18 protein-coding genes are annotated in these 16071 nt (G+C 35.9%); 14 read left to right on the forward strand and 4 right to left on the reverse strand.

Going from position 1 to position 16071, the window contains the following annotated elements; genetic code table 11:
* Nucleotides 1-24 precede the first annotated feature (24 nt).
* The 13 genes from QUE72_RS14155 (at nucleotide 25) to QUE72_RS19030 (ending at nucleotide 7259) form a co-directional block, all read left to right on the forward strand.
* On the forward strand, nucleotides 25-1233 hold the full coding sequence (locus QUE72_RS14155) for a multifunctional CCA tRNA nucleotidyl transferase/2'3'-cyclic phosphodiesterase/2'nucleotidase/phosphatase (protein ID WP_286269688.1): 1209 nt from the start codon (nucleotides 25-27) through the stop codon (nucleotides 1231-1233).
* A 222-nt stretch (nucleotides 1234-1455) separates the two neighbouring features.
* Nucleotides 1456-1677 carry a hypothetical protein gene (locus QUE72_RS14160; protein WP_286269689.1) on the forward strand — a complete coding sequence of 74 codons (222 nt, stop codon included), beginning with the start codon at nucleotides 1456-1458 and terminating at the stop codon, nucleotides 1675-1677.
* Nucleotides 1677-1862, forward strand: coding sequence for a hypothetical protein (locus QUE72_RS14165; RefSeq protein ID WP_286269690.1), 186 nt, complete (start codon nucleotides 1677-1679; stop codon nucleotides 1860-1862). Before QUE72_RS14160 ends, QUE72_RS14165 begins: the two co-directional genes overlap by 1 nt.
* A 52-nt stretch (nucleotides 1863-1914) precedes the next feature.
* Nucleotides 1915-2226 carry a hypothetical protein gene (locus QUE72_RS14170; protein ID WP_286269691.1) on the forward strand — a complete coding sequence of 104 codons (312 nt, stop codon included), beginning with the start codon at nucleotides 1915-1917 and terminating at the stop codon, nucleotides 2224-2226.
* Between the two features lie 199 nt (nucleotides 2227-2425).
* Nucleotides 2426-2593 carry a hypothetical protein gene (locus tag QUE72_RS14175; protein WP_286269692.1) on the forward strand — a complete coding sequence of 56 codons (168 nt, stop codon included), beginning with the start codon at nucleotides 2426-2428 and terminating at the stop codon, nucleotides 2591-2593.
* A 263-nt stretch (nucleotides 2594-2856) separates the two neighbouring features.
* The gene (locus QUE72_RS14180; RefSeq protein ID WP_286269693.1) at nucleotides 2857-3129 is read left to right on the forward strand and encodes a hypothetical protein; all 273 of its coding nucleotides are present in this window, start codon (nucleotides 2857-2859) and stop codon (nucleotides 3127-3129) included.
* Nucleotides 3130-3192: 63 nt separating this feature from the next.
* Nucleotides 3193-3495 carry a hypothetical protein gene (locus tag QUE72_RS14185; protein WP_286269695.1) on the forward strand — a complete coding sequence of 101 codons (303 nt, stop codon included), beginning with the start codon at nucleotides 3193-3195 and terminating at the stop codon, nucleotides 3493-3495.
* A 211-nt stretch (nucleotides 3496-3706) separates the two neighbouring features.
* On the forward strand, nucleotides 3707-4645 hold the full coding sequence (locus tag QUE72_RS14190; protein WP_286269697.1) for a rhomboid family intramembrane serine protease: 939 nt from the start codon (nucleotides 3707-3709) through the stop codon (nucleotides 4643-4645).
* 65 nt (nucleotides 4646-4710) lie between these two features.
* Nucleotides 4711-4881 (forward strand): hypothetical protein, encoded by a 171-nt coding sequence (locus tag QUE72_RS14195; protein WP_286269699.1) that lies wholly within the window; start codon nucleotides 4711-4713, stop codon nucleotides 4879-4881.
* A 24-nt stretch (nucleotides 4882-4905) separates the two neighbouring features.
* A complete protein-coding gene (locus QUE72_RS14200) occupies nucleotides 4906-5034 on the forward strand; it encodes a hypothetical protein (RefSeq protein WP_286269701.1) in 129 nt (42 codons plus the stop codon).
* A gap of 10 nt (nucleotides 5035-5044) precedes the next feature.
* On the forward strand, nucleotides 5045-5185 hold the full coding sequence (locus tag QUE72_RS14205) for a bacteriocin (RefSeq protein WP_175573141.1): 141 nt from the start codon (nucleotides 5045-5047) through the stop codon (nucleotides 5183-5185).
* A gap of 59 nt (nucleotides 5186-5244) precedes the next feature.
* Nucleotides 5245-6126, forward strand: coding sequence for a CPBP family intramembrane glutamic endopeptidase (locus QUE72_RS14210; RefSeq protein WP_286269703.1), 882 nt, complete (start codon nucleotides 5245-5247; stop codon nucleotides 6124-6126).
* 737 nt (nucleotides 6127-6863) lie between these two features.
* Nucleotides 6864-7259 carry a CPBP family intramembrane glutamic endopeptidase gene (locus tag QUE72_RS19030; RefSeq protein WP_407704927.1) on the forward strand — a complete coding sequence of 132 codons (396 nt, stop codon included), beginning with the start codon at nucleotides 6864-6866 and terminating at the stop codon, nucleotides 7257-7259.
* Nucleotides 7260-7381: 122 nt separating this feature from the next.
* Here the strand turns inward: QUE72_RS19030 and QUE72_RS14215 are convergent, their stop codons facing one another.
* Entirely contained in the window at nucleotides 7382-10006 is a 2625-nt protein-coding gene (locus QUE72_RS14215; protein WP_286269704.1) for a TonB-dependent receptor plug domain-containing protein, read from the reverse strand.
* A 966-nt stretch (nucleotides 10007-10972) separates the two neighbouring features.
* Nucleotides 10973-12295 (reverse strand): fumarylacetoacetase, encoded by a 1323-nt coding sequence (gene fahA / locus QUE72_RS14220; RefSeq protein WP_286269705.1) that lies wholly within the window; start codon nucleotides 12293-12295, stop codon nucleotides 10973-10975.
* A 320-nt stretch (nucleotides 12296-12615) separates the two neighbouring features.
* Here fahA and QUE72_RS14225 point away from each other — a divergent pair, with 320 nt between their 5' ends.
* Nucleotides 12616-14136 carry a DUF3369 domain-containing protein gene (locus QUE72_RS14225; protein ID WP_074499132.1) on the forward strand — a complete coding sequence of 507 codons (1521 nt, stop codon included), beginning with the start codon at nucleotides 12616-12618 and terminating at the stop codon, nucleotides 14134-14136.
* 40 nt (nucleotides 14137-14176) lie between these two features.
* Here QUE72_RS14225 and QUE72_RS14230 read toward each other — a convergent pair whose 3' ends face one another.
* Nucleotides 14177-15610, reverse strand: a complete 1434-nt coding sequence (locus QUE72_RS14230; RefSeq protein WP_286269707.1) for a sensor histidine kinase — start codon at nucleotides 15608-15610, stop codon at nucleotides 14177-14179.
* Between the two features lie 99 nt (nucleotides 15611-15709).
* On the reverse strand, nucleotides 15710-16015 hold the full coding sequence (locus tag QUE72_RS14235) for a DUF1289 domain-containing protein (RefSeq protein WP_286269709.1): 306 nt from the start codon (nucleotides 16013-16015) through the stop codon (nucleotides 15710-15712).
* Nucleotides 16016-16071 lie beyond the last annotated feature (56 nt).

A 16071-nucleotide genomic window follows, 5' to 3' on the forward strand; every position in this document is an offset into this window, starting at 1 on the left:
AAACCTTGTGCGATATTTCTTCTCATGAAAAACAGTCAAAAAAAACTTCCTATTGAACATTACCTTGTGGGTGGTGCGGTGCGAGATCATTTACTTGGTCGTGAGATTAAAGAACGCGATTATGTGGTGGTAGGCACAACCGTTCAACAAATGTTATCACTTGGCTTTACGCAAGTCGGTAAAGATTTTCCTGTTTTTCTTCACCCAGAAACTAAAGAAGAATATGCTCTGGCACGTACTGAGAAAAAACAAGGACAAGGCTATAGAGGCTTTGTGTGTAATGCATCGCCAGAAGTAACTTTAGAGCAAGATCTATTGCGAAGAGATTTAACCGTTAATGCAATGGCAATGACCAGTGACGGTCATATAATAGATCCATACCATGGCCAGATAGACTTAAATAATAGAGTACTTCGCCACGTATCTGATGCTTTTATTGAAGACCCGCTAAGGGTGCTAAGAGTAGCTAGATTTGCCGCGCGATATCATTATTTAGGATTTAGTGTTGCACCGGAAACACTTGCTTTGATGACGAAAATTAGTCAATCAAACGAGTTAAATGCATTATCTGGTGAACGTATTTGGCAAGAGTTTGCTAAGTCTTTATCGGAAAATAATCCTGATATTTTTATTAAAATATTAGCTCAATGTAAAGCACTTGATAAAATTTGGCCTAACTTAGCCGATGCCTATGCTGAATACCCTTATTTAGAGCCATTAACCCAATCTGTTAACGTCACGGATTCATTATCAATTAGATTTGCCTTATTAGCTCAACAGCTCCGATATACTAAAAATAAACTGCAATCACTTAACTCAATTGATTCTGAGCATGAAAATATTGCTAGTATTGAAGAAATAGCCAATAAGTTACGAATTCCAAACAACATTAAATGGCTTGCGACAAAATTGCTCGTTCATCAACAACACGTTGAACACGTACTTACTTTAGCTGACAAAAAAGTTTTATCATTACTCAATGATTTAGATGTTTGGCGAAAGCCAGATGCTTTTGAAGATTTTCTCATTGCATGTCAGGCATCAAAGCACGATGGAAACTGCACTTTGCAAACACAGTTTTTAAGACACGTTGTATATGAATCAAGTAAAATTAACGCGCAAATGTATATTAAGCAAGGCGTTCAAGGTAAAGATATTCGTTTAGCGATGGATAAGGAAAAACTAGCTATTATTCAAAAATTACAAGCCCAACACATCAAAAATACTCAATAATCAAATCCAATTTTTATTGTATTTTTATTAAATAATAGATTTAACCGACTAATAAACTTATCATTTTTAATTCACAACTTTTCTACAGGTAATAATCAAAAACATTCCTGTTAGACTTTCTAATATTCTTGCTTCAAGAACATATCTGTCGCATTAAGAAGCTACTTAGCGATTCTGCTATTCCTTCACCTGTAGGAGTGGAGAATAACAGGCTAATCCAACATGGAATTAGTAAATTTAAATGAAACAAAAAGGAATTTAAATATGCGTGAATTAAACGTAAATGAAACTGAAAATGTAAATGGTGGGGTTTTCATAAACCCTTTAACGATTGCTTTAGGCATTAGAGTAGCCAAAATTGCAGCACCTCATCTAAAAAGAGCGGGTATAGCTATTGGTTCTGCAATTGCAGCTGCTGCTGGCTTCGAGCATGGAAATTCATAATGAAGATCTTAAATGACTATCAAGTTAAACAGGTTAATGGTGGAGTCTTCATTAGTGCAATTATTGTAATCGGAGGCAGTTATTTAGGTGGCTATATTTATGGTCGCTTAACGAGGCCTACTCCTCCGCCAAAACCAATAGAGCCTTGTAGCCCTAATCCTACTACTGGAAAACAATGCGCATAAATATAAATAGACGGCTAATTATAGTCGTCTATTAGCTATCACGGAATACATTATGAAGTCATCCACTTGCCCACATTGTCACAGAATGATTAAAAAGAATACTTTAAAGGAACTGAAAAACACGCCATCTATACTTTGTCCATATTGTATTAAACCTATTCGTATTAGTGAACGTCATATTGACTTTACCGTTTACTTTTTTTCGGCATTATCGGGTATTGTAGGTTATGGTATTTATAAGTGGCCAATAGCAGAATTAGTTATATTCATTGCTATTTTTAGCGTGGTTTATGGTGTATTTTTTAAATCGAACATTGGTATATACTTCCCACTTGAAAAAGGAGAAGAAGAAGATGTTTTTTAATGCTTTGCTTTCATCCTTTCTCAAAAATATCATTGTTCATTTTTAAAGTATATTTGTAAGTTGTGAATTCCAAACACCATTAAATGGCTTGCGATCAAAGTGTATCGTCACAACAACACGTTGAACACTTACTTACTTTAGCTGACAAAAAAGTTTTATCATTACATGTCAGGCATCAAAGCACGATGGAAACTGCACTTTGCAAACACAGTTTTTAAGACACGTTGTATATGAACCAAGTAAAATTAACGCGCAAAAATATATTAAGCAAGGCGTTCAAGGTAAAGATATTCGTTTAGCGATGGATAAGGAAAAACTAGCCATTATTCAACAATTACAAGCCCAACACATCAAAAACACTCAATAATCAAATCCAATTTTCATTGTATTTTTATTAAATAAACTCACTAACCCATTAATAATTAAAATAATTTCAATTCACAATGTTTCCACAAGTAATAATCAAAAACATTACTGTTAGACTTCTAATATTCTTGCTTCAAGAACATATTTGTCGCATTAAGAAGCTACTTAGCAATTCTTCTATTCCTGCATCTGTAGGGGTGGAGAATAACAGGCTAATTTAACATGGAATTAGTAAATTTAATTGAAACAAAAAGGAATTTAATTATGCGTGAATTAAGCATGAATGAAATAGAAAAAGTAAAAGGCGGTGCATTATTTTTTGGTGCGGCTGTTGGTGCTATTGCTGGCGGAGCAAACGCTTATGCTGATGGCGGTGATTTAGGAGATGTAGTAGCAGGTGCTTTTGTGGGAGGAGTTTCTGGTTTTTTTGGTGGAGCAGGAGGAATGCTATGGAATAATGGTGCTAGATTAGCGGGAAGCATCTCAGGTGGTGGTAGTATATTTTTTGCCTCACTCCCTTCGTTATCAAGAAGATAAACATAACACGCATACAATAGTTAGCTTGTATTTCTTGTATGCTATTTATCGGAGAAAGAGAAGATGGTTAATTTTTTTGCTAAGTACTGCTCGTTATACACAACGTGGGATATAAATAGTATCGCCAAGTGGGAACATCAAAAACAAGCAGGCATAGTTAAATTTATATTAGTTGAAGGAGTTATAAAATGGGGGATATTTTCGGCATTGATTTTTCTCAGCATAACCCTTACAGGAAAAGAATTTGGTTCAAAAGAAGTAATTACAACATGTTTAATTTGGCTAGTTGCTTCAATAGTATATGGTTCTTCACTTTGGTACGGTACATCTGTAGCTTACAATGCACAACTTAAAACAAGGCGATAAATTAATTAGTTCATATTTTGTTTTTTTAACTCATCATGCGCTAAAAGCTTAGACCTTAAGGAGAGATTTCTGCTTAATTTGAAGAATAGCTTTCTTTAGTAGCTTTATGATTTTTGCACTCACCATCAAATAGTTATGTACTAAAAGAATTAAAATCTTTAAAGATCGATATAAGCATGAATAAAAGTGTTAACGAATAATGGATATTTCTATGTACAAAGTACGCTTTTTTTGGGGTAATGAAAAATATTTAGACAGTGAGAGTATTTTAACCGCTCTAAAATATCGTTTGATAAACCCCGTTACGCTTATTCAAAAAGAAGGTGTTTATCTTTTACCTGAAGAATGGAAAGAATTTAGTGCAACAAGTATTTACAGAAGAGAAACTTATATTGACAAAGCATTACTAGAAGTAAAATTTTTAGGCACCCTTTTTTTTCTTTACTTCTTTTACTTAGTTTTTTTTGATTTTGACTATGAAAAAATTTCTTATGTGATCGCATTTGCATCAATCCTTTGTCTGATCCCTTTATATATTATTAAATTAGATCGAGAGGTTATTAAAAGCTTTCAAAAACAAAAATCGAGTTTCATATCACGCTATAGAGCCATGACAATTATTGAAAGTAGTAGGGCATACCTCCCTCTGATCATATCCCCAATAATTATATACCTGCCAGCAAGCATTTTTTTTCAGGAGGAGAGCACTTTACCTAGCTTTCTCTATAATGTATTTAAACATAATAGCTTATTGCATTGGGCACTTAATTTTACCGGGTTGATTTGGTGTATAAAAATTATTGAAGGTCGGTTTTCAATACTCAATACCTTACTTATATTGATAACTATTTTTGCAATTACCTTTTGTTTATATAAATACATACATGTAAACCATGGAAATGGTTTATCTGGAATTTTATATGCCCTACTTCCATTTGTTGTTTTTATTTCTTATGAGGTGAGGTGCTTTACAAGACTAAAAGAGTATATAGGATCTTTTATTATTCTGACTAGCGCTAGCCTGTTAGTGTTATCTTACATAGATACAATTGGCCATCTCTTAGGTCTATTTTCAGGCATTGCAGTATTGAGTGTGCATCAAATTTTGTTAAAGAACGTTCAGAATAAAGCTCAACTACAGGCAAAATGAAATCGATCAATAACAAAGTAAATTTATACAAACAACATTGACCTAAATTGTTACAGGCGAAAATAATGAAATTTTACCAATATTTTGGCGTTACTTCCTTTTTTGGTTTTGGCATATTTATTTTTAATAGTTGGTATTCTGGACAGCTACAGATTGAGGTATTAAGTATTTTATTAATTTCAATTGCCATATCAGTTACCGCTAACATCTTACGGATTTATATTGATAAAACATAGTTGCTGGTTGTAAGAGGACTAAGCATGAATGAATTAACTACTGTAAATGGTGGTGCGGCTCTCATTTTATGGACAATATTATTGCTTGGCCATGAAGCACTAAACGAACTTGGCAGAGGTATTGGTGCTGGCGTTTACGATGCAACACATTAAGGAGTCAATAGTGAAAAATTTAAATATAAATGAATTAAAAGCTGTAAGTGGTGGTGGCCTAATGAGAGAGATTGGTTATGAAATTGGCAGTGGGCTAGCCGGAGATTGGGGTAAAGAGCTGGGCGGCTGGTTATATGAGATAACTCATTAAAAAATGACCATGAAACCAGCGAATAACCCGCTGGTTTCAAACAACTCAAGGAGGAAAGCATGTTACAAATATTAAAAAAAAGCCCCATAGCGAGAATTATTACACTACTCATTCTTTCACAACTCATGGCAGGGTTGATACTTATTCCTTTTTTTAGTCTAAATATTATTAATCCCAACGACTTTAATATTGAAGCTTTAGGCATTGAGTTAATGTCACTTATTTTTTTGCTACAAGCTGCGGCTAATTTATTTTTAATTTACCAATTGCAAAAGAACTATGATAAACAACCTTTTCTTCAGATTGGTTTTTCTCGTGAAAATTTATTAAAAAAAATTAGCTTTGGATTAGGCGGCGGCGTTATTTCCATAATAATTATTTACCTGATTTTGTTATTTTCAGGTCTAATTGAAACATCTACTAATACTGTTAATTTATATCACTTTGCTTGGTACTTCGGACTTTTCTCAATTGTTGCTGTTAATGAAGAACTTCTCGTAAGAGGCTACATTTTAAAGAGCTTGTTAGGTTCACAACATAAATATATAGCGATAATAATTTCTGCTTTAATTTTTATGATACTTCACTCTGGAAATAGTGATGTTTCGTTACTTAGTTTTATAAACCTATTGTTGGTAGGTATATTTTTAGGGCTGTATTATACCTATTTCAAAGATCTATGGTTTCCTATCGGTTTCCATTTCACATGGAACTTTATCCAAGGGCCAGTATTAGGCTTTCCTGTGAGCGGACTTCCAGTTGAAGGTTTGTTAATACAAAAATTCACAGGTAATTCAGCCATAACTGGGGGAGAGTTTGGTTTAGAGGGGTCTTATCTTACTATGGCTCTTTTAGTACTTTTATGTCTAATCGTTTGGCGTATAAATCATCAAACTGATGGTAAACATCACAAGGTTATTACCAAACAAAGTTTAATATAGGGTTGATGGATAAGCAGTATGAACTTCAAGAACAAGGTCCTGCCTGAGAAATTTCTGTTTTTAATATTTTAATAATTAAGGAATTCACCAATTTTAACATTGAATGGACTCACAACATGACTAGTATTATCACTCAAAAAAATAACACAATACCTACCAAACATAGTGAACTATCACCAATTCAATATCTTAAATGGTTTGTCGTACTTATGATTGTTCCAGTTATATTAAGTCATATGATTTTTAATTTTCTGTTAGGAATTGAAACAACAGATCTTCGTTTAGCAAGTTTGAATACGGTATTTATGAATAATACCAATTCGCATAAATATTCGGTCATTCAGCGAGAATTAAATGCTTTAGAGGCACGGCGTTGATTGCAGAGAATGGTTATTCAGGAGAACGTGCTCCTGCGTTCTCTAATGAGCTACATCCTTGTAGCGTCCTTTTCAAAATCAACAACACAGGCTATGAAGCGTTTAAACTCGCCCTTTGGGAGCGTGTTAGAGGCGCGATAATTGCGCAAAACGTGTTTGATGTAGAACAACTATACCTGCACACGTTTCGCTTATTCCCCCACCTCTGACATCGCTCTGAACTGACTTAATCTTTATGCGAATTGGTATAACATCTTAGTGGCGGTGTTATCAACCCCATTCATTCATCATGTCTATAAACTTGCTCCTAACATTCTCTGTGTACAAAGGGTCTCAACAAAACACATTGTTCGCATTATTATGTTTTGTACATTTATCAGTATTTTTTTCACGTTTTGCTATCAATGGTTTGACATAGAACAGTCAGACTTTCTTGACAGGTTAAGCGACTCAGCTTTAACCTTATTATTAGGCTTTATTGTTATTTGTCTGATTGGCCCAGTATTAGAAGAGATTTTATATCGAGGAATACTATTTACTGGACTACAACGTACAGGAATGCATACTTCACTTGTACTAATTATAACAACATCAATTTTTACCTTTATACATGTTCAATATGACGCTCAACAACTCGCCTTTATTTTTATTTACGGTTTATTGCTCGGGATCATTAGATACAAAACTAATAATATTCTTTTATGTATTGCAATTCACATGATACATAACGTTTACAATTTATTTTTTTATATATAGCTATCCTGCTAGCAATGCACTTTTAGGAAGCGCTTATTCACCATAAAACCACTTTCAAATGATTGATTATTTAAGATAAAAAACCACGTTAGAAAACGTGGTTTTATCATTGAAATTATGGCTTAGAATTTATAAGTCGCTTTTACGTAATAGAATGCGCCGTTGTAATCAAACGGCCCGCTTTCAAAGTACATAGCCCCTGCATAGTCTTCGCTTAATTCATAGGGTAGTTCTTCTGCGTCTTGATCAAAGATATTATTTGCACCCGCAGATAATGTCCAAGAATCGCTGAAGAAATAACTCACTTCTGCATCAAAAGTAACAGCAGCATCAGCATCGGCACTTGCACCACCATCATCAGCATGAACAGCCCAGTATTCTCCGTAATAGTTACCACGAATAAACATCGACACATCATCCCAAGACTGTGACATCGTTAGCGTGCCACGATGCTCTGGAATGCCCTCTTCTAATCGACGTACTTTAACTTCACCAGTGGCATCAGAAAACCTATCGACTTCTGTTTCATTAAAGTTATACGCTAAAGCAAATGCGGTATCTCCTCCAAACAATTGCATCGAATAATTTGCAACTATATCAAGGCCATTCGTGGTAGTATCAAAGTCATTCGCAAAGAATGTAACGCTGGAAATTGATTTATCCTCAATACCAAGTTGATCTAACACCGCACGCGTAACTTCAAATTTATCTGTTTGCTGAATACGATCTGTCACTTCTATTTGATAAATATCCGCAGTTAAGAAAAAGTCCCCCTGTTGATAAACTAAACCCGCAGCAAAACTTTTAGACTCTTCAGGTTCAAGTTCTTTACCCCCATAATACATTGATAACGGATTTGTCGGAGGAAACGTTGCCGATTGTACGAGTTCCCCTTCAACAAATGACGTTTGCGTATTTACGACATTAGCTTGTCCCACGGTTGGTGCACGAAACCCTGTACTATGTGAACCACGAACGGATAAATTATCTGTCAATTGATATTGCGCGGTTATTTTATAATTGGTTGTAGCACCAAAAGAATCAAAGTCTTCATATCTTAATGCAGCTCCTAATAAAAAATAATCTGTCATCTGGGCTTCGATATCTACGTATGCAGCAAAAGATCTACGCTCTTTTGTACCTTGAGATTCAGGACTAAAACCAGCAAAACCATGAGAACCAACACTAAACCCTTGCGATGCTAAAACACCACTATCCCAAGAGGCTCTCTCGCCGGACTTAATTTCAAAGCTTTCTTCACGCCACTCAACACCCATTGCAACGCTAGCATCATCCTCTAATCCCCAATCAAACGTTTTATTGATATCGAAATTAAAGGTTTTTTCTAGCTGAACATAACTACCCGTTTTGAAAGAAAGATCACCCTGTTCTGGCCCCATTGAAGGGTTAACGGTATTACGTAATGTATATTCTGATTCATTGCGCCCTACACCACCACTTAAATCAAAAAACCAGCCATCTAAAAAGCCTGATTTAAATTCACCGTCAACTCCCATTGTTAATGAAGTATCATTTATATCTCCAGTAAATTGTGGAGTGTAGCCACCAGGTAGTAATTGATTGAACGCCCAACAATTATCATTATTAGCAACTTGTTGATAAGCAGAAGTATCAAGGATATTTGGTACACTGGTACCATTAACGTAATCAACCAATGTGACATCTATAGGACAGCCACTTATGCTATTACCGCTGCTGTCTAAACCTTGTAAGTCACCAACAAGCCATACTTTTCTTGTTGGATTACCATCACCATCACCATCAGGATCCCAAAAGAAATCATTAACGTCTTTACTAAAAACACCACCACGGTTTTGTGGGTTTCGGTAATAATACCCCCCCGTTGCAGTACGTTCAGAGTAGTTACCAAACATGTAAAATTGTTTATCATCTCCCAAATCTAAACCAACATTAGCGAATACCGTTATATCATCATCAATTTCTGGATTACCCCATACCATCGCAGGATCATTAATATGAGTATTACCGGCTTCACTTAACGCTAACGCATCATTACGCTGAACACTTCGACTAGTGGCATCAGCTGTTTTATATTGAAAGCTTAAATTCGCAAAACCGTATTTAGTAAATGGCAACCCGATATTGCCATCAACAGTCGTTGCGGCACCGTCACCTTCACCATACTCACCTCTACGAACAGATATCGACCCGCCGTCTGCATCATCTTTTAAAACAAAATTCATCACACCTGCTATCGCGTCAGACCCATATTGAGCGGCTGCACCATCGCGCAATACCTCAACTTGTTTAAGTGCAATAGATGGGATAACAGAAATATCTGGTCCTTGTGCGCCATCATTTACCCCACCACCTTGAAAAGCAATGACTGAGGCACGATGACGTCGCTTTCCGTTTACCAGAATTAACGTACTATCAGAGGAGAGCCCTCTTAGATTTATTGGCCTAATAAAAGATGCGGCATCGGATATAGGCTGTGCTCTTGCGGCAAACGAAGGCACCGCAGCTTGTAATTGATCAAGCATATCTGTTGATGCGTTTTTCCCAAGCTCGTCTGCACCAACAATATCGACGGGAACCGGCGACTGAGCGACAGAACGCGGTGCTGAACGAGTACCAACCACAGCAATTCGCTCAACCTCTTTTTCAGCATTAGACGATTCGGTTTCTTCAGCAAATGAGGGGGATGTACCAAGTGCTATGCTAATAGCAAGTGCTAGCTTAGTAGCACGATTTAACTTAGACATATTATTTCCTTCCTGGCGTTTTAGTGTATTTAATTTTTTAGTTATTTAGAGCGTGTTGATCTTTACTGTTTAAGTTTTTTTCAAATTAAACGCCTTCTGATCGCGGCACTTGGATTATTGCATAGTCATTCTATGGTTAATTCAAGTAACAAAGAGCAGGAGGCGTTTAGTTGAACCCTTCGGGCTGTATCTGTTTGGCATTTCTACTGTGTTAACGCTTGACTGGAGTAGAATAACTACACAGCGCAAGTGTTGCCTTGTATAAATACCAAACAAATTGCGGCAAAAGTAAACATGAAAGATCAACACGCTCTAATTATTTATTTTATAATTTTATCGATCTGACCTGATCGCTTAATCACGAATTCAGACCTCTATTGGGTATAAGCTACGATTTAGTGGTTTACAAGTTTGCAGTTTTTACTTAACGAAGTTTAAGAATTAGTAATAAGCGTCATGTATACAATATTAAATAGCTATAAGTGACTCATTGAATTTAATAAAGCTTGTAGAAAGCTTTATAAAACAAAGGTTATTATTATCGACGATAAAGAGAGGTTTTAAGTTGATGACGTAATTTCTACGATTAAAATTATAAAATATTGATATTAAAATACTGAATAAAATAGCAAAAAAGTCTTAAAAACACCCTAAGTAAATGTTTGATAGATCCATAAATTAACCAAATTGATAAGTAAAAAATAATGCTTGAATCATATATATAGGCTAAAAAGTTCGAGATTGAATCAAACGTTATACTTAATATTTTACTGAGGGAGGTTACAGAAAAGTAATAGCAATCATTGTAAGTTATCGTGACGGTGAAACGTCGGTATATAGAGGCGAATATTGCAAAAACACGAATATAACACGAGCGTACATTGAACTTTTCAGTTATCTATTGCGCAAATATTGCTAACAATTATCATCAAAATTCAATGCACATTCGTGAGAGTTTTCAAATAACTATTCAGCAGGCAACACTAATGCTTCAACAGAACCAAAGCCAATTCTTACTGCTCCAGCTTTTTCACACCAACCTTTCATTACCACGTTGTCTCCATCCTCTAAGAAGGTACGAGTCTCACCATTTGGTAAGTTAATAGGCTCAGAACCTGCGTTTGATAATTCTAACAACGACCCTGCTTCATCTGGATTTGGCCCTGATTGCGTACCAGAACCAAACATATCGCCAGCCCTCAAATTACAACCGTTAACCGTATGATGTGCCACCATTTGATTGACAGTCCAATAAGAGTCATTGAAGTTAGATGTTGATAGTGGTGTAGCTTCTTGATTAGCTGCGCGCATTTTTTCAGTTTCAAGTAGCACTTGCAATTGAATGTTGTAAGCACCAGTTTCACGGTTTTCTGCTGATTCCAAGTAATCCATAGGTTGCGGATCATCTGAATCACGCGTCCAGGCACCTCTATATGGCATTAGCGCTTCAGAAGTGACTATCCAAGGAGATATAGTTGAAGCGAAGCTTTTCGACAAAAATGGACCTAATGGCTGATATTCCCATCCTTGTATATCGCGCGCTGACCAATCATTAAATAGACATAAACCAAATACATGATCATCTGCCTTATTGATACTTATTGGCTCACCAAGATCATTACCTTTACCAACAAAAATACCCACTTCAAGCTCATAATCTAAGCGTTTACAAGGGCCAAAACTTGGCTCAGTTGCTGTTGGTGCTTTAGTTTGCCCTTTAGGTCGTTTAAAGCTGCTGCCTGAAATTTCAATCGAAGATGAGCGACCGTGATAACCAATAGGGACCCATTTATAGTTAGGTAATAATGGATTATCTGGACGAAACTTTTTACCGACAGAGGTTGCATGGTGAATCGAAGTATAAAAGTCGGTATAGTCGCCAATATTGCACGGTAATGCATATTCAACATCTGACATATCTACTAAGCAATTTTCCAGCACTTGTTGATGAGCAGAGCCTTCTGATAATGCATCAGACAGTACTTTTCGTAGTTCACTCCATGCTTCTTTACCCATTGCCATAAAATCATTTAACTGCTCTTTTGCGCAAGCAGAAATAGCTTCCGCGGCTAAGCCAGTAAAAATCTTCGCTTCTTTAACTGCAGCTAAATCAACTACTTTATCGCCAATCGCTACACCACCTCGAAATGACTCCTCATTGCCTTTTCTACGAAAAATAGCAAAAGGTAAGTTTTGAATCGGAAAATCACATTTATCTTGGTTAGCAGAGCTTACCCAGCTTTTAAGTGATGGATTATGCGTCGCATTTAACTTGAGATTAGATGACATTAAAACACTCCATAAGTCAGCATGTTACTAAGGCTGTTAATACATGCTATAAAATTTTTCTCATTATAACAGTGGCCGAAATAAACGCTATGTCGTGGGTTGAACTGCAAGAGAATGTTTGTCACTGCTCTTTGCACATATATGTTTACACTACAGTATGATTATCAATACACTATGCATATGAACCCGCCAAGTCATGTGTTTACATGAATCATGCAATAAACCATTGACTACCCTTTGATATATCTCCTTATTTTCTTAAGCAAAATATTTAAGGGTAGGCTATACATTAAAATACCCTACATTAAAATATACTCGTTATGCCTTTATCTTTTTTGACACAAAAAGCAACCGTAGACTCATCTCCTTGGCGTGTTCTCATTGTTGATGATGAAGAAGATATTCATCAGATCACCAAAATGGCATTAAAACGCTTCGAATTAGATGGACGTAAACTTACTTTTTTACATGCATATTCTGCAGAAGAAGCAAAAAGCGTTTTATTAGAAGAACAAGATATTGCGCTGGTGTTTTTAGATGTGGTAATGGAAAGCGATGATGCTGGATTGTTACTAGCCAAATGGATTCGCCAAGACCTCAATAATCAATTTTCCCGTATCGTTTTACGTACAGGGCAACCCGGACAAGCCCCAGAAGAAAAAGTCATCGTAGAATTTGATATTAATGATTACAAAGAAAAAACAGAACTAGATCGTAAAAAACTATTCACAACTGTATTTACTGCACTGCGTGCTTACCGCGATATTATTGAAGTCGATAAAGCGCGAAAATATCAAGAACGGTACCGTTCAGGTTTAGAACGCGTTATTGATGCCACTGGAAATGTATTAGAGCAGCGCTCTCTTAGAGAATTTTTCAATGGTTTATTAGAGCAAATCATGTCGTTATTACAAATTAACCAACAAAGCATGCTGCTGCAAGTGAAAGGTTTAGGAGCAATTTACACTGAAAATGATTTTCAAGTGATTGCAGAGATATCTAATAACGATGAAAACATTGCTAAAAAACAAGCATTCGAATACCTAAATTTAGCAATCAAAGAAAAGCGAAGTATATTTAAAAACAACGTGTTAGTTGGATATTTCCCCAGTAATAGCGAGAAAATAAGCTTACTGTATTTAAGCGGTATTGAGTCGCTATCAGATATTGACGCAAAACTCCTTGAAGTATTTTCAGGGAATATTAGCTTAGCGTTCGATAATTTATTACTCAATCGAGAGATTGTTGAAACCCAAGAAGAGCTTATTTACCGCTTAGGTGATGTTGTAGAATCTCGTTCCAATGAAGCAGGTAATCATATTCGCCGAATGGCTGAAGTATCTTATATGTTGGCGATCAAATCAGGTATGGATTTGTCTGAAGCTGAATTATTAAAACAGGCTGCTCCAATGCATGACATTGGTAAAATTTCCACACCAGACCGTATATTACTGAAACCAGGGAAATTAACTGATGATGAAATGGATGAAATGAAGCTACACCCTACTATAGGTGAAAGCATTCTTCATGGTTCTAAACGCCCCATATTACAAGCTGCGGCAATCATTGCGGCTCAACATCATGAAAAATTTGATGGTACAGGTTACCCTAGAGGGCTTGCTGGTGAAAATATCCACCTGTTTGCACGTATTGTTTCAGTTGCAGACGTATTCGATGCACTTACCCATAAGCGTTGCTATAAAGATGCTTGGCCACTCGAAAAAGTACAATCTTTTTTGCGTGAAGCTGCTGGAACGCATCTTGATCCCAACATAGTTAACATTATGTTAGAAAACATTACTTTGGCCGTGGAAATTAACCAAAAGTACCAAGATGATTAATTTAAAATCATAACAATACACATATAACCATAAAATTCAGTTACTTACCAGATGAGTAAGGTAAACTAATTAAATAGGCTAAACCTTTACCTTCTTCACTTTTTACTTTTATTTTTCCTCCCAAAGATTGTACTAAATTATAAATTAAATGTGTGCCTAAGCCACTCCCTCCTTGACCTCGCTTAGTGGTAAAAAAAGGTTCAAATAAACAAGACAATTGTTCGCCTGTTAACCCTTTACCATTATCAGCATAATGAATATTTATCGCAGTTTTTTTACTTCGCACAATAATTTGTATGCGACCATGATCATGTTCTTCAAATCCATGAATAAGTGAATTTAAGATCAAATTACTCAAAATTTGTGATAATGCACCCGCATTAATGTTCATCGTTATCTGGTCAGGACATTCAACAATCACCTGATGATTGACTCGTTTTAATTTAGGTTTTAATGATAGTAATATTTCATCAATATATGCCTTTAAATTAATATTACGCGTTTCGTTAGAGGATTGATCAACAGCAACCTGCTTAAAGCTTTTCACTAAAGCTGCGCCTCGTATTGTATTACTTTTTAGTATGGCTAAACCTTGTGCAAGCTCTGTAAAAAAATCTTGTAAGTCTTCTTCTGATAGCATTTGCTCTTCATAGCGGCTTTTAATGAAATTAAACTCCTCCTCCAAATGGCTAACGCCAGTAACACAAATACCTAACGGCGTATTAATTTCATGGGCAATTCCAGCAACTAAGCCCCCTAATGATGCCATTTTTTCTTTTTGCACCAATTCTTGCTGCGTAGTTTGTAAATGTTTAATAGTAATATTTAATTGCTTATTTTGTTGCTCAAGTAACCGGTGTTGCTCGGCAAGCCTCTGCTGTGCATCTCTACGCTGACTTTCATTCACATGGCTTTCAATCGCACTAGCAAGTTGATTTGCAACAAAGTTTAATACCTTTAAGTCGTTGTCAGTATATTGATTACTGTCTTGATATGTTTGAGCAACAATAACACCATGTAGCGTTTCACCACTAAGCATCGGCGCACCAATCCAACTAGTAAATTCACCCGAACCTAAAACATCTTTTATCTCCCCTTTCTCGATTAAGGCTTCAATACTACTTTGGTTCAAAAGTTGGGGGATTCTGGTTTTTATCACGTAAGAGGTTAACCCCTGTTCTAGCGGGATTATTTTTCCGGTTAGGTCTTTCTCGTCAACGTCTTTTTCATCCACAAAATAAACAAGTTCAATATGCTGTTCTTCTTCATTTAAAAGCGCGATAAAAAAATTATTCGCCTCAATAACAGCATTGGTGATCTCGTGTACTTGCTGATACAAGCTTTGTAGTTCAAGATCATCATGAGAAATTGACGCAATTTTAAATAAAGCATGTTGCAACTTTTCACTATACGTTAGTGCGAGTAGTTCTTGTTCTAATTGTTGGTAACTTGGTTTAAGGTCTTGTTCACTCAATTAAACATTGCCCATTTCATATCTATGTCATTTAAGAATAGACGAAAAATCCACAAGCGGCTTTAGAAACCATTTTACAAATAATAAGTGAACGTAGAACTACAATTCAAAGTCACCAAAATCTATATTACTGCTGGTATCAAGTGACTTTTTACTAGGAGGATCAAATAAGGAGGGCTGAGCTTCATCAGCAGTATGTGTTTTTTCTTTCGCTTTAAGTTTGCCATCTTTTCGCTTTTTACGTTGAATACAGCGTTTAATGACTTTTTGTTTATCATCCGAAGTTAAGTTTATCCATAACTGTCTTTCATCACGAGTACGCATACACCCTAAGCAATAGCCTTTGTCATCTGATTGACAAATACCAATACACGGGCTTGGAACATCAAAAAATTCTAATTGCATACATCACGCAGTTAAGGGTCTATAGATTAACTATAACCTATAGACCTATTAAACAA

Source organism: Thalassotalea hakodatensis, assembly GCF_030295995.1.
GTDB lineage: Bacteria > Pseudomonadota > Gammaproteobacteria > Enterobacterales > Alteromonadaceae > Thalassotalea_C > Thalassotalea_C hakodatensis.